The 20149-nt window shown below is 42.4% G+C and carries 22 protein-coding genes and 1 tRNA gene; 13 read left to right on the top strand and 10 right to left on the bottom strand.

From position 1 onward, the window contains the following. Positions 1 to 47: 47 nt before the first annotated feature. Entirely contained in the window at positions 48 to 1943 is a 1896-nt protein-coding gene (locus AB2J24_RS09905; protein WP_367385346.1) for a hypothetical protein, read from the top strand. A gap of 114 nt (positions 1944 to 2057) precedes the next feature. Here AB2J24_RS09905 and rpoH read toward each other — a convergent pair whose 3' ends face one another. Both rpoH and AB2J24_RS09915 read right to left on the bottom strand, forming a co-directional pair. Continuing rightward, a complete protein-coding gene (rpoH, locus tag AB2J24_RS09910; RefSeq protein ID WP_367385347.1) occupies positions 2058 to 2969 on the bottom strand; it encodes an RNA polymerase sigma factor RpoH in 912 nt (303 codons plus the stop codon). Between the two features lie 154 nt (positions 2970 to 3123). Beyond that, positions 3124 to 4161 (bottom strand): RluA family pseudouridine synthase, encoded by a 1038-nt coding sequence (locus tag AB2J24_RS09915; protein WP_367385348.1) that lies wholly within the window; start codon positions 4159 to 4161, stop codon positions 3124 to 3126. A gap of 44 nt (positions 4162 to 4205) precedes the next feature. On the opposite strand from AB2J24_RS09915, the gene AB2J24_RS09920 reads away from it, so the two are divergent. Then, complete coding sequence (locus AB2J24_RS09920; RefSeq protein WP_367385349.1) at positions 4206 to 4589, top strand: hypothetical protein; 384 nt, start codon at positions 4206 to 4208, stop codon at positions 4587 to 4589. Between the two features lie 78 nt (positions 4590 to 4667). Here AB2J24_RS09920 and AB2J24_RS09925 read toward each other — a convergent pair whose 3' ends face one another. Further along, a complete protein-coding gene (locus AB2J24_RS09925) occupies positions 4668 to 5948 on the bottom strand; it encodes a hypothetical protein (RefSeq protein ID WP_367385350.1) in 1281 nt (426 codons plus the stop codon). A gap of 144 nt (positions 5949 to 6092) precedes the next feature. Next, complete coding sequence (locus AB2J24_RS09930) at positions 6093 to 6680, bottom strand: DUF1134 domain-containing protein (protein WP_162653033.1); 588 nt, start codon at positions 6678 to 6680, stop codon at positions 6093 to 6095. Between the two features lie 251 nt (positions 6681 to 6931). Here AB2J24_RS09930 and chpT point away from each other — a divergent pair, with 251 nt between their 5' ends. Further along, positions 6932 to 7576 (top strand): histidine phosphotransferase ChpT, encoded by a 645-nt coding sequence (gene chpT / locus AB2J24_RS09935; RefSeq protein ID WP_162653032.1) that lies wholly within the window; start codon positions 6932 to 6934, stop codon positions 7574 to 7576. Positions 7577 to 7836: 260 nt separating this feature from the next. Continuing rightward, complete coding sequence (locus tag AB2J24_RS09940; RefSeq protein WP_162653031.1) at positions 7837 to 8199, top strand: response regulator; 363 nt, start codon at positions 7837 to 7839, stop codon at positions 8197 to 8199. A 117-nt stretch (positions 8200 to 8316) separates the two neighbouring features. Here the strand turns inward: AB2J24_RS09940 and ctrA are convergent, their stop codons facing one another. Next, on the bottom strand, positions 8317 to 9018 hold the full coding sequence (gene ctrA, locus AB2J24_RS09945) for a response regulator transcription factor CtrA (protein ID WP_367385351.1): 702 nt from the start codon (positions 9016 to 9018) through the stop codon (positions 8317 to 8319). Positions 9019 to 9461: 443 nt separating this feature from the next. Here ctrA and AB2J24_RS09950 point away from each other — a divergent pair, with 443 nt between their 5' ends. Further along, complete coding sequence (locus AB2J24_RS09950) at positions 9462 to 9812, top strand: flagellar export protein FliJ (protein WP_162653029.1); 351 nt, start codon at positions 9462 to 9464, stop codon at positions 9810 to 9812. Positions 9813 to 9966: 154 nt separating this feature from the next. Next, positions 9967 to 10407: a paraquat-inducible protein A gene (locus tag AB2J24_RS09955; RefSeq protein WP_367385387.1), complete on the top strand. Its 441-nt coding sequence runs from the start codon at positions 9967 to 9969 to the stop codon at positions 10405 to 10407. Between the two features lie 59 nt (positions 10408 to 10466). On the opposite strand, the gene AB2J24_RS09960 is transcribed toward AB2J24_RS09955, so the two are convergent. Further along, on the bottom strand, positions 10467 to 10742 hold the full coding sequence (locus AB2J24_RS09960) for a DUF1153 domain-containing protein (protein WP_162653027.1): 276 nt from the start codon (positions 10740 to 10742) through the stop codon (positions 10467 to 10469). A 191-nt stretch (positions 10743 to 10933) separates the two neighbouring features. Between AB2J24_RS09960 and mnmA the strand changes: the two genes are divergently transcribed. The 4 genes from mnmA (at position 10934) to AB2J24_RS09980 (ending at position 14832) form a co-directional block, all read left to right on the top strand. After that, on the top strand, positions 10934 to 12151 hold the full coding sequence (mnmA, locus tag AB2J24_RS09965) for a tRNA 2-thiouridine(34) synthase MnmA (protein ID WP_367385352.1): 1218 nt from the start codon (positions 10934 to 10936) through the stop codon (positions 12149 to 12151). Positions 12152 to 12165: 14 nt separating this feature from the next. Beyond that, positions 12166 to 12648 carry a GNAT family N-acetyltransferase gene (locus AB2J24_RS09970; RefSeq protein ID WP_367385353.1) on the top strand — a complete coding sequence of 161 codons (483 nt, stop codon included), beginning with the start codon at positions 12166 to 12168 and terminating at the stop codon, positions 12646 to 12648. A gap of 342 nt (positions 12649 to 12990) precedes the next feature. Next, a complete protein-coding gene (locus AB2J24_RS09975) occupies positions 12991 to 14196 on the top strand; it encodes an ammonium transporter (protein WP_343162562.1) in 1206 nt (401 codons plus the stop codon). A 246-nt stretch (positions 14197 to 14442) separates the two neighbouring features. After that, a complete protein-coding gene (locus tag AB2J24_RS09980; RefSeq protein ID WP_367385354.1) occupies positions 14443 to 14832 on the top strand; it encodes an MAPEG family protein in 390 nt (129 codons plus the stop codon). A 121-nt stretch (positions 14833 to 14953) separates the two neighbouring features. On the opposite strand, the gene AB2J24_RS09985 is transcribed toward AB2J24_RS09980, so the two are convergent. Next, entirely contained in the window at positions 14954 to 15406 is a 453-nt protein-coding gene (locus AB2J24_RS09985; protein WP_367385355.1) for a DM13 domain-containing protein, read from the bottom strand. Positions 15407 to 15519: 113 nt separating this feature from the next. Next, a complete protein-coding gene (locus tag AB2J24_RS09990) occupies positions 15520 to 16482 on the bottom strand; it encodes a Gfo/Idh/MocA family protein (RefSeq protein WP_367385356.1) in 963 nt (320 codons plus the stop codon). A gap of 265 nt (positions 16483 to 16747) precedes the next feature. Between AB2J24_RS09990 and AB2J24_RS09995 the strand changes: the two genes are divergently transcribed. The 3 genes from AB2J24_RS09995 to AB2J24_RS10005 all read left to right on the top strand — a co-directional run bounded on the left by AB2J24_RS09995 (position 16748) and on the right by AB2J24_RS10005 (position 19521). Further along, positions 16748 to 16824 (top strand) — tRNA-Met (locus AB2J24_RS09995). A gap of 239 nt (positions 16825 to 17063) precedes the next feature. Further along, positions 17064 to 17843 carry a type I restriction enzyme HsdR N-terminal domain-containing protein gene (locus AB2J24_RS10000; RefSeq protein ID WP_367385357.1) on the top strand — a complete coding sequence of 260 codons (780 nt, stop codon included), beginning with the start codon at positions 17064 to 17066 and terminating at the stop codon, positions 17841 to 17843. A gap of 337 nt (positions 17844 to 18180) precedes the next feature. Beyond that, entirely contained in the window at positions 18181 to 19521 is a 1341-nt protein-coding gene (locus AB2J24_RS10005; protein ID WP_367385358.1) for a hypothetical protein, read from the top strand. A 17-nt stretch (positions 19522 to 19538) separates the two neighbouring features. On the opposite strand, the gene AB2J24_RS10010 is transcribed toward AB2J24_RS10005, so the two are convergent. Continuing rightward, complete coding sequence (locus AB2J24_RS10010; RefSeq protein WP_367385359.1) at positions 19539 to 19742, bottom strand: hypothetical protein; 204 nt, start codon at positions 19740 to 19742, stop codon at positions 19539 to 19541. A gap of 76 nt (positions 19743 to 19818) precedes the next feature. Further along, complete coding sequence (locus AB2J24_RS10015) at positions 19819 to 20061, bottom strand: helix-turn-helix domain-containing protein (protein WP_367385360.1); 243 nt, start codon at positions 20059 to 20061, stop codon at positions 19819 to 19821. Positions 20062 to 20149: the final 88 nt, after the last annotated feature.

Genomic DNA, 20149 nt, shown 5'->3' on the forward strand with positions numbered 1-20149 from the left:
TAGTTATTATATGGATAAGTCTAATTGCATGAAATGTGAGGCTAAAAATGGCTGATTTTTCCGCGGTGATTAGGCGCGCAATTAGTGGGCTTTCAACGAACACGCCTGAAGAACGCGGCCGAATATATGAACGAGCACGTGCGACGATTCAACGGCAACTTGATTCATTGCCAGAGGGGATGAATCGCACGATTTTTGAAACTCAACTTGAAAAAATTGAAAATTCAATCCTCGAGATCGAGCAAGAATATGCTGATGGTGTATCAGGACTTTCGACACAAAATACTTCATTCCAGCAAAATCAAACTACTGAACGCGTTCCAGATCAGCCTAAGCCGCTAGAAGAACAAACTTCAGTACAATCATCCGAACCCTTGGCTGGGACAGCAAGCGATGCGCTAGATACTGTTAAGTCAGACGTTGTCACACCAGAAACTATACAGCCACCTGTTGTGCCGTCAAAGCCTATAGAGACAGCGGAAAGGCAGTTTGATGAGGAAGCTGTGAGGTCTGAACCTCCGGCAGAAGAGACAGCTATTGAGTTGCCTGAAGTATCTTCATCATTGTCGACTGAGGTGGAACCTCAGATCGAGAGTACGTCGGAAAATATTGATGACTTGAGAGCGGGCAAGTTAGACGAAGTAAAATCTACCGAACGTGAGATAGATTCTGAGCTTCAAATTCCAGATGCTCCCAAAAGTGAAATCATAAAGCCGCATGTAACTGCTGAACAGCAAGATATCTTCATTGAACAGCATGATGAACCTGTCATACCTGAGTCGGGTAATGGGCCGATTGAAACACCGCTAGATGATGTTTCTGCGTCGGACAAGGACAGCAATCTAATTGATCAAGCCGTTAGTGAAATCCGGTCAACGTTGCAGGAAGATGCTTCGAGTAATACTCCGTTGCCGGATCCCAACTTATCATTTGGTTTTGGCGAAGAAGCATTGCCGGAAGCGCCTGTGCCTAGGCAACGTAAATCTCCTGTTGTTATTGTAATTGCGGTTCTACTGCTTGTTCTTGTTGCCCTCGCATTTTTCTTTTGGCGGGTCGGTTGGCAAGGTATTCAAGACTTAATTCCGCAAAGTACAATGGAAACCACAGAGGTTTTGGAAAATAAGGATACAGCTGTACCAGAAGAACAAATTGCACCGGCGGATCAGCCAGATGTAGATTCAAGCACGGCAGAAGACGTTGCCGTTGTTAATGGTGAAGCGGAGAAATTTACTCAGCGTTTGAATTCAGATGGAACAGAAATTGATGCTGGTCCGGCTTCAGATTTAATAGATGGTCTGCCAAATGAAGAAGGCCGATCTGTTGCAGCTGCAGATGCAACAGATGACACAACCCCAAGTGAACCTGATACTGCTCAGGCTGATAATGGGGAAACTGCTTTGCAGAAGATGTTCTTTTACGAAACAAGCTTGGGATTGGAACAGCAGGCCCGTTATGAAGGTAGTGTAGTTTGGTCTGAGAAAGTTGAATCAGATTCAGAAAGGTCACGCCCATATATTGAAGGTACGATACAGGTTCCGGAGCGTGATTTATCCATTGTCATGACAATAAAATTGAATGGTGATGAAACGCTTCCTGTAAGTCATCTTATCGATTTGAATTTTTCTCTGCCTGAAGATTTTGACGGTGGAGAAATTGAACAGATAACTGAGGTTAAATTTAAGAGTAGTGAAGAGCAGACTGGCGATCGTTTGGAGGCAATCTCCGCGAAAATTGATACTTCATTCTTTGTGGTTGGACTTCAAAATGATAAGTTGGATGTCGTGGAAACCAATCTTCAACTTATGAGTCAACGAGGCTGGATAGATATTCCACTTTCATACACGAATGGCCGTAAAGCACTTATTACGCTTGAGAAAGGCGCCAGTGGTAAGGCAGTGTTTGATAAAGTGCTGGCCAATTGGAAGTTAAATCCTGCTCAATGATATTATCTTCCTGCTCAATGGCTTTGATCCCATTGTGTATATTTTTATAAAATAGACACAAAAACGCGGGCTTATCCAAGAATGAAGCCCGCGCAAATGTTGATTTCAAAAAAATTAAGCAGTTTCTTTTTCGATAGATACCAAACTGTTGTTCGCATCCAGAGCTGCCTTGCGTACAGCTGCTTGAACTTTTTCGAACGCGCGAACCTCGATTTGGCGAACACGCTCTCTTGAGATTGAAAATTCACCAGAAAGCTCTTCAAGGGTAATCGGTGTTTCGCTCAATCGTCGAGCTTTGAAAATACGTTGCTCGCGCTCATTAAGTGATTCCATTGCTCCAGTAAGCATATCTCTTCGGGTTTCAAGCTGGTCTTGTTCAACCAGCATATCTTCCTGATTTTGGCTGTCGTCAACAAGCCAATCCTGCCACTGCCCTGCCTCACCATCGGCTGATTTGATTGGAGCATTCAATGAAGCATCGCCACTTAAGCGCTGGTTCATCGAGATAACATCCTTTTCAGGAACACTTAATTGACGAGCAATTTCGGCAACCTGATCTGGTTTAAGATCGTTTTCATCGATTGCTTTCAATTTGCTCTTCAGTTTACGCAAGTTGAAGAATAAGCGTTTTTGATTTGCTGTTGTGCCCATCTTAACAAGCGACCAAGACCGCAAGATATATTCTTGGATCGAAGCTTTAATCCACCACATGGCATAAGTCGCAAGACGGAAGCCTCGCTCTGGATCGAATTTCTTAACGGCCTGCATAAGACCGACATTACCTTCGGACACGACTTCACCAATTGGCAGTCCATAGCCGCGATAACCCATGGCAATCTTAGCCACAAGTCGCAGATGGCTTGTTACAAGTTTTTGGGCCGCATCGCGATCGTCATGTTCTTCATAACGTTTGGCGAGCATATATTCTTCTTGCGGCTCAAGCATCGGAAAACGCCTGATTTCTGCTAGATATCTGTCCAAACCACCCTTGCCGGATGTGATTGACGGTAATGATTTCTGGGCCATAAAGCACCCTCCTACTAATGTGACTTCCGTTATGGCAAGTCGCAATTGAGCTATTTGCTCTGTTATGATTGTATAGATAATTACGGCAAATCCGTGTTTCAAGATCAAATTATCAATTGAATGTGATCTTGTTGTGATCCCAAAATCAACGAAATCAAGATTTGAGCGTTGAAAAACGGTCTATTAGTGTTGCCATATCTTTAGGTGGCTTGGTTTCAAAACGCATTATCTCATTTGAGATTGGGTGTACAATTTGTAATAGATAGGCGTGCAATGCCTGTCGTGAAAACAATGCAACATCCGATTTAATTGTATCAGGAAGCTTGTTCGCTTTTGTCCGGAATGCAGCTCCATATGTATCATCACCAACAAGGGGGTGACCTATATGGGCCATGTGCACGCGAATTTGATGTGTACGACCGGTTTCTAAGTTACATTCAACGAGCGAACAAATCGCTTCATGGCTATCTGCCATAAGAAAACTGTTCTTGGTTTTAAAATGCGTCAACGCATGTTTTGCACCGGGTGCCGATGGTGAGCAGACAGCACGTTTCAGACGATCATTTGAACGACCCAAATAGGTGTTAATGATGCCCTTGGGTGGATTTGGTGCACCCCATATCAAAGCAATGTAGGAACGTTCAAGCGCACCTGTTCGTCCGTGGTCAGCAAATTGCTCTGAGAGATACCTGTGGGCTGCGTCATGTTTGGCAACTATCATTACACCGCTTGTATCTTTATCCAGGCGGTGGACAATTCCAGGACGTTTAACGCCTCCGATTCCGGATAAAGACGAACCGCAATGATGCAACAATGCGTTTACCAGTGTGCCTGTGGGATTGCCAGCACCAGGATGAACCACAAGACCAGCAGGCTTATTGATAACAATAATATGTTCGTCTTCAAAGAGCACATCTAACGGTATATTTTCAGGTTTTGGTTCCGGGTCTTCTGGTTTAGGGATTGTAATTTCAATACACTGTCCACCCACGATCTTCTTTTTGGGTTCAAGAATTTTGAGGTTGTTTATTGTAACAGCGCCAGCTTCGATCAATGATTTGATACGATTGCGTGAAAATTCACCTGCCATAGTCTTGGATAACCAGACATCTAAACGTCCTGAGGCATCTTCTTCTACAAAGAAGGCTTTCTTATTGGCTTCATCTTCGTTAAGTGATACTTCGCTGGTCAATTAAACAATCCGTTCAACTAAATAATCCGTAATGGGCAAAATCAATGCAAGATCTTAATGTCGATAAAGAAGATGAAAAACCACTAGATCCTGAAATGGAAAAAGTTCGGCGTAAAATGGTTCGCCTCTTAGGTGTCTCTCTTGGCATTATGTTCATCGGTGTTATGGCGGTCCTTGCTGCTGTTGTCTATAAAATTAATGCTGCTGGTGACGACGAAATTGCAAATCCTGCGATGCAGTCTGAAATACCGGTTATGATATCCAATGATCTTGAAGTGATATTACCAGTCGGGTTTACTGTCGTGAGCTTTGATCTGGATGGAGTTAGTGGGGCCATAACGGGAACGGCTACTGACGGGAAACAGCATATCTTCATTGTTGATCTCAAATCTGGCGAGATTATCTCTGATATTTTGTTGAGAAATTAGTCAATTTTCCGAGAAAGTAGATGAGAACGATCTGAGGATTGCGGTGTAATTGCTCCCGGTTCCTTAAGATCAGGCTGCTTAGTTTATCGGCGGGTTGTTCGTTTTTTCTATCCGGCGCTTTGCTCTGTCTGCTAAGTTTGGCCGTTTCCCTGAACCTGGTTTGGTTAGGATATGATCTTTTAGAATATCATGAATTTTTGATGTTTCGCCTTCCCTAGCAGCAGTAAGGTCGATCATCATGGCCGCAATTTCAGCGAGTTCACGACGATGATCACTATCAGGACTATTGTCGCTTTTTCGTTTTAGATCTTCAATCAGATCATTATGACGTTTACGAAGTCTTTCAACGCGCTCTGCGATTTCGCTCCGCGAAAGTGAGCGATATACCAATTCTTCTTTGGAAATATTTGTTGTTTCTTTAAATGCAGGCGTTGGTTTTGGTGTATCTATCCGAGCTGACTTATGTTCAACCGGAACTCTGCCTTCGTGCTTGGATAGTTGTTTTTCAACCCGTTGCAATTTTCGTTCCAGCGTCCTACGTTCCGTTTCGCTCATTTTAAGTGATTTTCTTAGATCAGACGTTTCCGATCTTACTGCGCCCATCTTCTCTTTAAGACGTTTGATTTCGTCGTTGCGAGCCTCTATTTTCTGATCTCTGTTAGCAATTTGGGTCTCTGCTGTATCGATGCGTTTTTCAAGTTTGATTGTTTTTTGACGTTCAATCCCCAATTCAACCTTCAATTTTTCCGCACGATTTTGAAGCTCAGATTGATTGTTTCTGAGGCGACGATGCTCATTTCTTAAAGAATCAATCGTTGATCGCAGATTTTCAGCCTCAGTATCCTTCGTGGCATTTTCAATTCTTAGAGAGTTCATTTCTGTCGAAAGATAATTTGCCTTATCAAGCATCGATAAGATTTGCTTTTCTTTCTCAGTATTGGATTTCTGCGCATCTTCTAGAGCATCTTGCGCTTTTTCAAGTTTACTTTCTTCAATGCGAAGATTTGAACGTAAGCTGCCACTTTCTTGTTTTAAGTCGTTAAGATCATTTTGTAGCTCAAGGTTTTGACTACGCATTTTTACAACAGTATCTGATAAACGCGAATTACCTGCCCGTTGTTCGGTTAATTGCTCTCGTTCTTTTCGAAGTTCTACCGATATGCGTGCATTTTCGGCTGCAAAGGCGGCACGCTCCATATCTTTAGCTGCTTTTATTTCAGCCGCATTGAGAGGCACTGTCGAGCGCATTCTACGTTCAGTTAATTTCACTACACGGCGATAAATAGCTGGTGCAACAATCATGCCTAAAAGGGCAGCTGCTAGAAACCCCAGTGCAACAAATAGTATTAGCTCGATCAAAATAAAATAAGCCCAAAAGTTTACATATACCTATAATAGGCACCCAATAAACCTTAAAACATAGGCTGCTTGGCTGAGCAAGTTTATAGTGAAATTAAAGTTAAGATTGAAAATGTGGCGCTAAAATTCGGACTTAATTGTAAATCAAAAAGGATTCCATGTGGGTTTCTTTGTCACTTTTAGATAACCAACATTAATACCAAGTCGTGCTCCGACACCTGTTCTGATAGGAACGAGTAATACATCACCGCGTCTGAGGACAGTTAGTCCAAGGCCGGCAATGGCATATGCAGAACCGCTCAAGCCACCATATCGGCCATATACGTTTTCGATGCTTGGTAGGTCATAAACGAGCATCATTGTGCGTGACCCTTCTCCGCCATAGTCAAACCCGATTGATGGGCCTTGCCAAAAAGTTGGGTGCTGACCCGCGTTCTTTGTGTAAAGCACACCTTCTCCATATGTAAGGCCGCCGACAATTGCTCCGGAAGCCTCTTGGCCGAGGATGTATCCGTTCGGGACGCCATATTTACTGAAAGTATGTTCAATCAGTTTAGCCAGTGCGCCTGATGTTGAACCAAAGAACCCATGTCCTGCATCCACAATTTCCTGAGCTGTGTAATAGGCCTGATTATCTTGCGATGACGCTTGCGTTGCCATCATGGGCAATATGAGAGCAAGTGCACACAATAAACGGTTAAAGTTTTTCATTGGCGCAAAAATAGATCTCATTTTGTGTCTCCGGTTGTTATTTGTTACAAACTTTAGGCCTACAACCCAATTTTGTTCACTTTGCAGCATTTTCTCTCAATGATGTTAATAAGCGGTTTACCAATTAAGGTTTCATTATGGCTAAGTTGTGAATCAATGTATTGATGACCCAAAGCTTGTGATTGTTTGCGGTTGCCTTGTTGCCAGAGGCTTATGACAATTGATTTTCGAACACGGTAGAAATGCGTTAGATGCGCAATCTGGAGAACCACATGCCAAATAATCCAAATCTGAAATTAGCCGGACATGATCTTGCAGCATTATTATGCTCTCGTGTGTGCCACGATATAATATCGCCCGTGGGTGCTATTAATAATGGTCTTGAGCTCCTGGATGAGGGAGGTGCAGATGACGATGCAATGGACCTTATCCGTGCTAGTGCCGCCAATGCTTCTGTGCGGCTCAAGTTTGCTAGGCTGGCTTTTGGAGCCTCAGGCTCGATCGGCGCTTCTATTGATACAGGTGAGGCTGAACGGGCTATTCAGGACTTCGTGTCAACCGATGCGAAAACGGTGGTTAACTGGTATGGAACCCGTGCGATTGTTCCCAAGAACAAAGTTAAATTGTTGATGAACTTATTCTTGATTGCTTTTGGTGCAATTCCACGCGGTGGTGAGATTGACGTTTTCTTGGAAGATCTGGACACGGCACCGCATTTTAGGCTCGTCGCGCGCGGTAAAATGATACGTGTTCCTCCGAAGTTTCTTGAAATCAATTCAGGGCAGGCTGAGGAGGCAATAGATGCCCATGCAGTGCAACCATATTATACAGTTTTGCTTGCTGATGAATCTGATTTAGAATTGGCATGCGTCGTTAATACGGATGATGTTGTCTTTACAGCCAAACCAAAGGCATAATTTAAAATTTGTTAGGAGAAGACTTCCCCTATTTGCCTTGAGTTAAAATGGGGGAGGCGTTTTCGTGTCTCGTTTACTTTTTGTTAATCCTGTTTTTCCAGAATTTAACGCTGTTGTTTTCATCGTTTCGAATTTTTCAACACGATGATAGCTAGAAATAGCCTTGGATTGTGTAACAACTTGTTAAGTCTGATTGATAACTGAATATTTGTTTGGTGATGTTATATTGACCCCACAATTGGAAGAATAAGGGGATTAAAATGCGTCGATTAGTAATTGTTGATGAATCACCGGTGATCTGTAAAATTGCCAAAAAGATTCTTACTGGATTTGACTTCGCTGTTGTTGAAACAAATTCGTTAGCCCAGGCGAGAAGCTTCTGTGAAGCAGATCTTCCTGATGTGTTGGTTGTGGATGCCGATCTAGAAGGTGCCTTAGATCTTATTGCTGAAATTCGTTCGATCGAAGGTGGCAAAGATATACGCATTGTCTATAGCTTAGTAGAGGCTGATTTGAAGCGTATGATGGCAGGTCGTCGTTCTGGTGCGAGTGATTTTCTTTTAAAACCATTTGATCGCGCTGCACTGACAAATGTGTTCGAGCCGATGTTAGCTGCCGCTTAAACCCATTTTGTTGTTGAAGCGCATGAAACCGATTGTGGTTTTATAAATTTAGCTTCAAAAAACCCGTCAGAGGTTGCTCTAACGGGTTCGGAAATTAGATTATTTGGAATGGATAACTTAAGCGATTTCGCGAACTTCGTTTTCATCTGGTTCGCGTAGCACATAACCGCGACCCCAAACGGTTTCGATGTAATTCATACCGCCTGCCGCGGTGGCCAATTTTTTACGAAGTTTGCAGATGAAGACATCAATAATCTTAAGTTCTGGCTCGTCCATACCTCCGTAAAGGTGGTTGAGGAACATTTCTTTTGTAAGCGTAGTCCCCTTGCGCAGCGAAAGAAGTTCGAGCATTTGGTATTCTTTGCCAGTAAGGTGAACACGCTGGCCGCCAACTTCAACTGTTTTTGCGTCAAGATTTACAATGAGATCGCCAGTGGTGATAACGGATTGAGCGTGGCCTTTTGAGCGACGAACAATCGCTTGAATACGAGCAACAAGTTCATCTTTGTGGAAGGGCTTAGTCATGTAATCGTCTGCGCCAAAGCCTAGGCCGCGAACTTTATCTTCTATGCCCGCCATGCCGGAAAGGATTAAGATCGGGGTTTGAACTTTAGATAAACGAAGTGTTCTAAGAACTTCATAACCTGACATATCTGGAAGGTTAAGGTCTAAAAGAATGATATCATAATCATAAAGCTTACCAAGATCTACACCTTCTTCACCAAGATCAGTAGTGTAAACGTTAAAGCTTTCAGATTTGAGCATTAACTCTATACTCTGAGCAGTCGCGCTATCGTCCTCGATTAATAGAACACGCATGTAATTCCCCTTTGCCGCGGTCGAAGAAGGCTTTTCAGTGCTTTCCGACGATTTAGTACGTTTTGTTTCTCGCAAGAAAGTTGCCATGAAATGGTTAACAAATTCTAATTCTTAATTGCAAGTATCATTAGTTTATTAATTTATTTAATCAGATTATTGTTTTTGTTAACTAATTTTAATTTTGTATTATCCTTAAATCTTAATGTTTCGAGCTAAATGATTCTATTGACTCAAGAATCTACTTTCAGAACATTGCGTGAGACTGACAAAAAAACTTCGCTACGTTTACTTAGCTTTAAAACCTATGAGGTAAATTAATTTTGCATGTGATGTTTTCCACATGGAGATTGATACTCTTTTGGGAAAAATAGCGTGTTCGGCGATATAGTGATTCGCTGAGTTTTGAGTTTAGTTCAGGACCATTGGTCCATGGAGTTATGAGTATGAAATCACGTGAAAGCCAAACACGTCTCAAACAGTTTCAGGTGTCTGAAAAGACGCGCCAGCTGAATGGGATTCAAATGATGATGGCTGAGATGGAGAAAATGGTTGCTGAGCTGGAATACCAGATAGCTTCCGAAGAAAAGAAATCTGGTATTTCTGATCCATCCAATTACGCTTATCCAACCTTTGCTAAAGCAGCTCGCACCCGCGCAGAAAATCTACACGGTTCGATTGCTGAACTTAAAGTACAGCTTGATGCTGCAGAATTGGCATTGGAAGAGGCTGAAGCCGAATTTGAAAAAGCTTCTGCTCTTGCAGAACGCGACCAAGGTCATCGTCGCGTCGGTTAAACGATTTTAGGTGCGTTTTGGCAGTGGGGAGCCTAATCGACATTTATTTTACTTAGTAAGTAAGCTTGCTTTGGACATATTTCCGTGCCAGTGATTATCTATAGGGTAATCTGGCGGCGGTTTTTTGGTTTTTCTATTATCTTTTCTCATCATTTTGTCTTCAGTGACTTTAACGCTAGGCGTCGTCTTGCCGATAATGAAGTTCGAATCCTTCTACTTTTTTGATGAGACAACCTCAATCATAGATGTCATCACGACATTATATGTAAGCGAGGAGTATTTGCTGGCGGCATTGGTAGCCAGTTTTTCAGTGATATTTCCATTTACAAAACAAATGGCTGTTTTGTTAGAAGCTATCAATTGGAACCGACAGAAAAATGGCGTGTTAATGAAACTCATTCCGCTACTTTCCAAGTGGTCCATGATGGATGTTCTGTTAGTCGCATTGGTTATCGTAGCAGCCAAATTATCAGGCGTTGCATCCGCATTTTCTCAGATTGGATTATGGTTTTACGCAAGTTCTACTTTACTTACGATAATTTCTCATTGGCTCATACATAAACGATCCTCCGCAATTTTACTTGCAGAAGATTGAGAATCACAAAAAGTGCATTCAGCAAACTGAATACACTTGAATGTAAAATTGGAGACGTTTTAGTGGCGGTACTGCTGAATTCTCGTCGTACGCAAACCAGCTAATCCATGATCATTGATAGAAGCCTGCCACGATAGAAACTCTTCTACCGTTAATGTGTATTTCTCACATGCTTCCTCAAGGCTCAACAATCCACCCCGTACAGCAGCTACTACTTCTGCTTTTCGGCGAATAACCCATCTACGGGTCGATTCAGGCGGAAGATCGGCAATCGTTAACGGACTGCCATCAGGACCAATTACAAACTTTACTCTAGGCCGTATCATTTCGGTCATTGTACTCTCTTACTTTTCAAGACCAACACTAAGCCCACTATATCGCCACAATTTTAATTTTTGCCTAAAGTGTGAGTAACAATTTGGTAAGATTTAGAATTATTTTGAACCTTGTTGTTTTACTCCTAAATGCTTATAGAATAGGGCATAGAAGTTGATCAGCGCCTTTAACGCTGTTGAATTGAGGTCAAATGAATAGTCTAGATATAAATAAAAAACCTGAGGATACTCGGGTTGTTGTTGCCATGTCTGGTGGCGTAGATAGCTCTGTTGTTGCAGGCATTTTAAAACGCCAGGGATATGACGTTATTGGTATAACCCTTCAGCTTTATGATCACGGAGCAGCAATTCATCGCGCTGGGTCATGTTGTGCAGGGCAAGATATTGATGACGCTCGCAGAGTTTGCGAAACCATAGGTATTCCGCATTATGTACTTGATTATGAAAAGCGCTTTGCGGAAGCTGTGATCAATCCGTTCGCAGAAAGCTATGTTGCTGGCGAAACGCCTGTTCCATGTATTTCATGCAATCAGACAGTAAAATTTGCGGATTTATTAGCCACATCGAAGGATCTTGGTGCCGATGCGCTTGCAACCGGGCACTATATACGTTCTCGCGCCAATCCATCTGAGGATAACCCAAACAGACGTGCGCTCTATCGTCCTGTCGATAGTAATCGTGATCAAAGTTATTTTTTGTTTGCGACAACGCAGGACCAGCTGGATTATGTTCGCTTTCCATTGGGTGATTTACCGAAATCAGATACGCGTGCATTGGCAGCGGATATGGGGCTTGTTGTTGCGCAGAAGGCAGATAGCCAGGATATTTGTTTTGTTCCTCAGGGAAAATACTCTGCTATCGTTGAGAAATTACGACCTGAAGCAGTGTTGTCTGGCGATATTGTCCATATTGATGGACGTGTGCTGGGTCAGCATGAAGGGATATTGCGCTATACTATTGGTCAGCGGCGAGGCATTGGCGTTTCCATCGGTGAACCGCTTTATGTTGTGCACATAGATGCAAAGACACTTCGCGTTGTTGTGGGGCCAAAAGAAGCATTGCAGACAAAATCTGTTGTTTTGAGAGATGTGAATTGGTTAGGTGATAGCCCAATCAATGAATTGCCAGATGAAGGTTTTCATTGTTTTGCAAAAGTTCGGTCCACGCGACCGCCTACATCTGCTCTTGTACGGTATATTGATGGAGACGTAAGCGTAGAATTGCTGGATGGTGAAGAAGGTGTCGCGGCAGGGCAGGCTTGTGTTCTCTATTCTAGTCCAGATGATGAGGCACGCGTTTACGGTGGTGGGTTTATTGCAAAATCGCTGAGAGATCCGAATACAGAGCATATGTTGGCGATGTTAAATGAACAGAATTCTCGTGAAGGTGAAACCGCCCACGCTTTATAATTTGGCGTCCCAAAATGCAGACTTATCAATTTAGAAATGTTGAACGCAATGATTTCCCAATGTTGGGTGAATGGTTGCGTTCGCCTGAATTGCTGAAATGGTGGGGCGACCCAGAAGAAGAGCATCGTCTTATCAGGCATGACATTAATGATCCTAAAATCAATTTGATGATTGTATCCCTCAACGAAATGCCATTTGCGTATGTTCAAGATTATTGCGTTCACGATTGGCCGCAAGACTATTTTGCTTCATTTCCCCCAACAACGCGCGCAATCGATACATTTATAGGTATTGATGAGATGATTGGAAAAGGACACGGGCACGGTTATTTGGGTCAGCATATCGAGAACTTGATAAGTCATGGCGCGGAGCAAATTGTTATTGACCCATATGTTGCTAACGAGCGCGCAATTAAAGCTTATGAAAAATCAGGGTTTAAAAAACATAGCGAACATGAAACACATGAAGGTCGAATCTGTCTTATGACCTACGTCTAAGGCAATCTTTTTACGATTAACAAAGCGATACCCATTTCAACAATCGATATTCTCTCTACGCCTCTATTTTGTATTTAGATAGGGAGAGTATTTCAGTTTGCCTGTTTGTTGATGTATTAGAGACTGTTTTATCACCAAAGTGCCTAAATATTAATCAGTTGATATGGCTGTGATTATGGATTGAGCTATTTGACCGAACTTTCATCATGAAAATATATGGAAAATGCAAATTATAGCGCCATTTCTTAATTACTCCGACTACTTGGCACGAACCTTGCAGCGGGTTTGATGAGTAAGTCCTGAGATAAGGGGCTTCAACTAAAAATAATAGGGGTGTTTCTTGTGATTGGAACAGATGTTTTCTTCGTCCTTCTGGGCGCAATTTTGGTTTTCGCGATGCATGGTGGTTTTGCTTTTTTAGAAGTAGGTACCGTTCGTCATAAAAGCCAAGTCAATGCGATGGTTAAAATCATTTCTGATTTTGCTATCTCAACCGTCGCCTATTTTGTGATTGGTTATACGGTTGCATACGGGTCAAACTTTTTCACCGATGCTGCGACATTGTCTGGCCCGAATGAGGTTTTTGAAGCGCAGGGGCTAACACTTGTTAAACTCTTCTTTCTAACAACATTTGCAGCCGCTATTCCTGCAATCATCTCTGGTGGTATTGCTGAGCGTGCAAAATTCTATCCGCAACTTATAGCATCGGCATTGATCGTTGGTTTTTTCTACCCGTTTTTTGAAGGTATTATCTGGGGTGGAAATTATGGTTTTCAAAGTTGGTTGAACGAAACGTTTGGAGCAGAATTCCATGATTTTGCAGGTTCAATTGTTGTGCATGCAGTTGGTGGTTGGATCGCACTTGCAGCCGTCATTTTACTTGGTGCGCGTTATAAGCGTTATAAGAATGGCTCTAAAACACCAAACTTTCCACCATCGTCCATTCCGTGGCTATCGTTGGGCTCATGGCTTCTTTGCGTGGGTTGGTTCGGATTTAATGTGATGACAGCTGCATCTGTGGCAAATGTTTCTGGCCTGATTGCGTTAAACTCGTTGATGGCAATGGTCGGTGGTATTTTAACGGCTCTTATTGTTGGTAAGAACGATCCAGGCTTCATTCACAATGGTGCGCTTGCAGGCCTCGTTGCTGTTTGTGCAGGATCTGACATCATGAACCCCATTGGTTCATTGGTTGTTGGCGGTATAGCTGGGGTTGTCTTTGTGATGTTTTTTAACTTGTGCCAAAGCAAGTGGAAGATTGATGATGTGCTTGGTGTTTGGCCACTACACGGTCTTTGTGGCCTGTGGGGTGGTATCGCTTGTGGTATATTTGGTACAGAAGCATTTGGTGGCCTTGGCGGCGTAACATTTATGAGCCAGTTGGTTGGCTCCATTGTTGGTGCTGGTTATGCCTTTATTGCGGGTCTAATTGTTTATGGGATGCTTAAGGCAACACTGGGTATTCGTTTAACTGACGAAGAACAACAAATGGGTGCCGATTTGGCCATCCATAAAATTGGCGCAAACCCTGACGTCAGTAATTTCTGATATGGAATTATCTCGGATCGTATGTGACAAATGTCACTTAGTTTTTGCAATGTATCTGAAAAAAGTAGGGCGCCGGCGGTAATTCATGTACTGTTTTCGATCACATGTTTGCATCTATTCAACGGGCAGATTAGTGAATTTAAGCGGTCGTATGAGCGGAGTGTAATATAGTATTGACACCATACGTATCGGAAGTATGTATGGTGTGATTTATCTAATTATCACTCGACAAAAAGGTAGAGACACGTGCAAATTGAATTTCAAGTTCTCTTGGCCGCATGTTTACTAGGTGTTGTACATCTGACGGCAGCTTCATTCGCCTTCAAACGTCAGGTTGGGCATGCTTATACAATTGGAGCGCGTGACGAAGGTTTGAAACCCTCTGGATTGGCCGGTCGATTGAAACGTGCACAGAGCAACTTTCTAGAAACATTTCCCATTTTTTTAGCGCTCATTTTTGTGCTACACGAGACCCAAGGCTTTGATGAAATTAGCAAGTGGGGAAGCTTATTGTATATTGCTGGACGGGTCGCCTTCTTGCCACTTTATGCTGCGGGAACGGTGCTTTATCGGACGCTTTCATGGAAGCTGGCGACAGCGGGGATTGCGTTATTAAGCGTTTCTGTTTTCGTATGACAGTTGGGTAGATTCAGGTGAAACGATATCCTATTTCAGCTTTATGAACATCACAAAGCCTAGAGGAGCCTCGTCAAATTAGTCAGGCTCCTAAGATATATTTTTATTGGCGCGGGAGCAGCTACTTCAAGTCAGCTGATGAAAATAGTACTGTGTACTTTTCGCAGAAAATTGCAACTGAGTTAAAATCTTCAGGGTTTGCACCCTCTGGTAGGTCGTAGCTTTGTGACCCCGTTGTTGATTTTAGAGCGCCAAGGTTTACGTGTTTGCCAGCTATGACATCAGCACCTTTTTTCAGGCCAGAGGCTGCAACCAAAAATACCTTAAGATCAGGGCCAGAGGTAGACGAGAAGTCAGATAATTCAACAGCAAATTTTCCGTCGTCTTTTTTGACAATTTTTACATTGCCTTCACCTTGGTAGTTACCACCTGCACCCTTGATCATACCAGTTGCAACTGACATTGATTCTGCTTGTGCACTATTGATGCCGAAAAACTGTGACGTATTTGAGCTTAATGGCGCGGCGAAAATTGTAAGCGCGGCGACAGTTAATGCGATGGATGTCTTTTTCATGAATGATTACCTCTTGTTCGATTGAGCAGAAGATGAACCAATCATTCTAAAAGAGCAATTGACGTCTTTTCACAAAATAGAGAGGCTAAGTTTACCTCTCATATTTGTAAACTTTAGCTGTTGTGCCTAACCGTTCCCGCTTCCAATATTTTTATGATTTCAAGGCCATCTTTAATCGGAGTGCGCGGTGTGTCTCCTGTTCTGATACAATGGAGAAAATCCTCAAGTTCTTTGGTTAGTGGCATATCCTCATTTACTGGGATATATTCGGGATCAACCATCTCACTTTGCCAGCCGTCATCATCCTGCCAGATGTTGTGTTTATAAAGAGCCAGTTTCTGATCCCATGGTAAAGCATCGTCAAACGACATCATGGCCTTTGAGCCAATGATTGTCAGGCGGCGCTCTCTATAGGGATTAAGACGTGATACTAAGACATGCGCTTTCACATTATCCGGGAATTTCAAATGTAAATGTGCAAAATCGCTCAGTTCATTTAAGGTTGCTGCACCTTCACCATGAATATGAGTTGGAGGTTTGCCCGTTATTGCCAAGATGAGTGATAAGTCGTGTGGTGCGATATCCCACAGCGCATCATTATGAGGGTGAAATTTACCCAGTCCCACTCGGTGAGAATGTATATATTTAAGCTCACCCAACTCGCCGGACTGAAACATAGAATGCATTTTTTCAAAAGCGGAATGATATCTTAAAATATGTCCCGTCATTGCGATTGTACCAGCTTTCTGGGCCGCTTCGACGACACGTTCAGCTTCAGCAGCGGTTAAACCGATGGGTTTTTCAACCAGCACATGTTTGCCAGCATTTAGGAGCGCCACTGCATGTTTTTCATGCAGGTGAGGGGGCAATGCAAGGACAGCGCCTTCGATATTTGTATTAGATAACAATTCATCGAATGTTACTGCAGGAACTTTGTATTTTGCTGCCGCGGATTTCGCATTGTTCTCGTTTAGATCACACACTGCCGAAAGGGCTTTTAAGCCTGCTAATGTTCGGGCATGATTTTTGCCCCAATACCCGCAGCCCACAACTGCAATTGATGGTTTTCTGCTCATAACCGCTCGTCCTTAAAATAATGAGCAGAGGATTAAACCTGCGCCAGGTTAGATGCAAGTCGTTCTGGTATAATATCTGGTTTACGTTTCAAAATAACTCGAACAACCGACTATTTTAAAAGCAAGAAGAATGGAATTCGATTATTTACTCTTATTGTATGATTTAATTTTCAATATGTTGCCCATAATGCTTGACAGAACAACATAGTCGCCCTTATATGCCGCCGATCTGTTAGACAGATTTTACGCATTCATCGCGTATTGTGGCGGGGTAGCTCAGCTGGTTAGAGCAGCGGAATCATAATCCGCGTGTCGGGGGTTCAAGTCCCTCTCCCGCTACCAAAATTTCTTAATATATATAATAGGTTAGCTCTAAGAGGCTTTGGTGCGGCCGTTCGGGTTTAGCTCTTGGGTGCTGTTTGGGTTTCATTTTACTTGGGTTTAAATAGAACGAGTAGAAATGATTTACCATTGAATGGAGTGATCTTGAGACGTGCATGCAAATACAAACAAGTGGAGTCTATATGCGTAAGATGATACAATTCCAAATAGTAAATCGACTCATACGATAGGGAATAATATTGCTACAGGCTTGTGAAAACTCTGAGACAGAAGGCGATGTTGAAACTAAAGTTGTAGGGCCATTGTTGCAGGAAGAGATTTATCTTGCCATTCCCAAGGATTTTATTAAGTCCAAAACATATCTCTCGCCTCGAGACATCGATAAAGGCGGCGCGAAAAAGTTTGGATACTATCCTGATTTTTCTATATTTATCAACTCGTTGCCGATTTGTATTATAGAGGCAAAATCGCCCCAAAATAGTGAAGATGATGCATATAGAGAAGCTTGTTTGTATGCGCATGAAGTTAATCGTGCCTATCCAAACAACGTGAACCCCTGTCAACTTGTTATAGGTACTAATGGTAAATCAATAAAGGTTGGCTATTGGGATAGCGACCCTAAGCTTAATGTGCGGGTAGAAGACTTGCTGGTTGGCACAAAAGCACTTCAAGACTTACAAGAATTGTGCTCGTATTCGGTCCTTAGTTCATTTGCAAATGATGTAACTGCGAAACTTCGTTTGGCTGATTTTAAACGACCATTTAATCAGGGTGAGGGATCAGCTTTAATTAATTCTAAAGTCGGCAGTAATACTTTTGCTGCGGACTTGAATCCAATTTTACGTAGATATTTCACTTCCCATAGTCAACAAGATGACATGGAGATATTTGCACATGCCTATATCTTGTCTACTGAAGTTACTACGCATGACAGGAATTTGCAGGCCTTCTTAAAAGACAGGTTAATGCGTTCAAGCTCGGCAGGGCGTACCGAACTTAGGCCAGGGAAAAAAACGTGAGAAACAGCTGGAGAGGGTTGTTAAATCTAGAGTAGCTAAACCATCCAAGAGTGGAGCCCTGCAACTGTTAACCGGTTCTGTTGGAGCAGGGAAATCCCTTTTTGTTCGGCGTTACAAGGAATATCTTCAACCCAAAGATATCGCTGAAAAAACCCATTGGTCTTTTTTAAACTTTAATGATGCTCCTCCAAAGTTAGAAGATGCTAAAGCATGGGTCTGCGCTTCATTCGTTTCGTCTCTGATAGACGAAGGCGCTCCAATTGATCCTACAGATTATGTTGATCAAGAAAGAGTTTTTTCTTCTAAATTAGGTGAGCGACAAGCTTACTACAATCGTATGAATGAAATAAATGCAGGCAAAGGCGATCTAGAGCGTGCTCGGGATCTAGAGCAGTGGCGACAGGAGCCTGAAACCTTGGCAGAAGGCGTAGCACGTTATCTACAAGGAGATCGTGGGGAGTCAGTCGTTGCTGTTTTTGACAATGTGGATCGTCGCGATACTGAAGAACAGTTAGTTAGCTTTCAACTAGCGTTGTGGTTTATGGCACTCACACGCTCCTTAGTAATATTACAAATGAGAGATGTGACTTTTGAACGCTTTAAGAATGAACCACCATTGGACACTTATCGTTCGGGGGCCATTTTTCACATTAGTGCACCGCGTTTTGTTGAAGTTGTGAGACGTCGACTAGAGTTGAGCTTAAAATATCTTTCAGACGAAGCGCCCGAAAAAATCACTTATACTTTATCAAATGGTTTATCCATTTCTTATCCAAAAAGTAAAGCTGGTGTTTTTTTGAATGCGATTTATTCTGAGATATTTCAAAGGCCCAGAAATATTTCTACAATTATTGAGGCTCTTGCTGGAAAAGACGTGAGACGTTCATTAGATATGTTTATGAATTTAATTACTTCGGGGCACATGCCGGAAGAAATGATAACAAATATTGCGCAGGGTAACGCTGAATATTCTGTGCCGGAATATCGTATCATTCGAATTTTGATGCGCGGGGATTATAGATTTTTTAATGATAGTTCTGGCTTCATCGCTAATATCTTTTACTGTAAGAATAGCTGGCAACGCCCATCGAATTTTATCGTTCCGGAAATACTTTTTTGGTTAATCGGGAAAAGAAAGTTGGCTGGCGATAACGGCCAGATGGGATATTTTTCAGTAAGGCATATTATGAATGAACTGGAAGCTATAGGGTTTGTTCGAGAAGACGTTTTTGATGCTTGCCAGTATACTTTAACGAAAGAACTCGTTGAAGCTGATACTTTGTCTGTGATTGAATTAGGCGTCGATGATTGTATTAAAGCGACTGCGTCAGGTTGGATCCATATGCGTATTTTATCAGAACGAATAGAGTATCTGAGTTCTATTCTTGCAACGACCCCCATAAATGATACCGCATTTAGTTCACAAATTTTTGAGAGAATGAAAGCGGAGAATAGATGCGGCTCGCAGGGATTTATGCAAAGCAAGAAACTGTGTGAAGGCCTTCTTAAATATCTCAAAGCACAAAAAGAAAAACTAGAGTTGCATCATGAATATGCCAGTCGAGATAAAACAGCATCTAACTATTTAATTCAGAAGATAGAACTAGCAATAGAGGGTCCGCAAGCCTCTCAACGTCAAGGTAATAACGGGATACAACTAGACCTTCTTGACCAATAGGTAATACACACCGAAATTCAATTGATCAGAACTGCTTTCACCTCGCTTTCTCCCTTTGAGCCCTTCGCCCACCTCCAAGGTGTTCTTGGCTTATGAGATTTTGCTAACTCTGGATATTTCTTGGTATCTCGAGCTGCAGTGCGTAATCGTTCTCTGGCCTCGCGTGGATCGAGCTTGAGTTCTTTGCATAGCTGTTTGAGTGTGATGATTTTTGTTGTCATTAATCGTCTCCTATGTTGGACGATAAAACTACTAAGACAGATATAAGAGTGCTGTCAGGGAAAACTCTAGGTGGGCCTATGAGATATTTGTAAACACGCGATCAAACAAATCCTTAGGATCTGCCCCAATCGCAATCGCCAGATGAATGAACTCGACAACGTCAATCCGGCGTTCTGAGTTTTCCAACTTAGCCACATATGATTGTGGTTTATCAAGCCTATCAGCCACGTCTTGTTGAGTAAGTCCCATATCTAATCTTGTTTGTTTCAAAATCTCAGTGAATTTTGTGTATTCTTGCGTGTGAGTTGAAACCGTCATTCGTTGGCACCTTTATTTGATGCCATCTGGATAATCCTGTTTTGGAATTATCCCATTTTGGGTTATATTGATTTTGACCAAGATGGAA

This window comes from Lentilitoribacter sp. EG35 (assembly GCF_040784015.1).
In the GTDB taxonomy this organism is placed as follows: domain Bacteria; phylum Pseudomonadota; class Alphaproteobacteria; order Rhizobiales; family Rhizobiaceae; genus Lentilitoribacter.

Bases quoted from the DNA above. Each gene is read 5' to 3' on its own strand.
- AB2J24_RS09905 (WP_367385346.1), top strand. From the start codon at position 48: ATGGCTGATTTTTCCGCGGTGATTAGGCGCGCAATTAGTGGGCTTTCA.
- rpoH (WP_367385347.1), bottom strand. From the start codon at position 2,969: ATGGCCCAGAAATCATTACCGTCAATCACATCCGGCAAGGGTGGTTTG.
- AB2J24_RS09920 (WP_367385349.1), top strand. From the start codon at position 4,206: ATGCAAGATCTTAATGTCGATAAAGAAGATGAAAAACCACTAGATCCT.
- AB2J24_RS09930 (WP_162653033.1), bottom strand. From the start codon at position 6,680: ATGAGATCTATTTTTGCGCCAATGAAAAACTTTAACCGTTTATTGTGT.
- chpT (WP_162653032.1), top strand. From the start codon at position 6,932: ATGCCAAATAATCCAAATCTGAAATTAGCCGGACATGATCTTGCAGCA.
- AB2J24_RS09940 (WP_162653031.1), top strand. From the start codon at position 7,837: ATGCGTCGATTAGTAATTGTTGATGAATCACCGGTGATCTGTAAAATT.
- ctrA (WP_367385351.1), bottom strand. From the start codon at position 9,018: ATGCGTGTTCTATTAATCGAGGACGATAGCGCGACTGCTCAGAGTATA.
- AB2J24_RS09950 (WP_162653029.1), top strand. From the start codon at position 9,462: ATGAAATCACGTGAAAGCCAAACACGTCTCAAACAGTTTCAGGTGTCT.
- AB2J24_RS09960 (WP_162653027.1), bottom strand. From the start codon at position 10,742: ATGACCGAAATGATACGGCCTAGAGTAAAGTTTGTAATTGGTCCTGAT.
- mnmA (WP_367385352.1), top strand. From the start codon at position 10,934: ATGAATAGTCTAGATATAAATAAAAAACCTGAGGATACTCGGGTTGTT.
- AB2J24_RS09970 (WP_367385353.1), top strand. From the start codon at position 12,166: ATGCAGACTTATCAATTTAGAAATGTTGAACGCAATGATTTCCCAATG.
- AB2J24_RS09985 (WP_367385355.1), bottom strand. From the start codon at position 15,406: ATGAAAAAGACATCCATCGCATTAACTGTCGCCGCGCTTACAATTTTC.
- AB2J24_RS09990 (WP_367385356.1), bottom strand. From the start codon at position 16,482: ATGAGCAGAAAACCATCAATTGCAGTTGTGGGCTGCGGGTATTGGGGC.
- AB2J24_RS10005 (WP_367385358.1), top strand. From the start codon at position 18,181: ATGAATGAAATAAATGCAGGCAAAGGCGATCTAGAGCGTGCTCGGGAT.
- AB2J24_RS10010 (WP_367385359.1), bottom strand. From the start codon at position 19,742: ATGACAACAAAAATCATCACACTCAAACAGCTATGCAAAGAACTCAAG.
- AB2J24_RS10015 (WP_367385360.1), bottom strand. From the start codon at position 20,061: ATGACGGTTTCAACTCACACGCAAGAATACACAAAATTCACTGAGATT.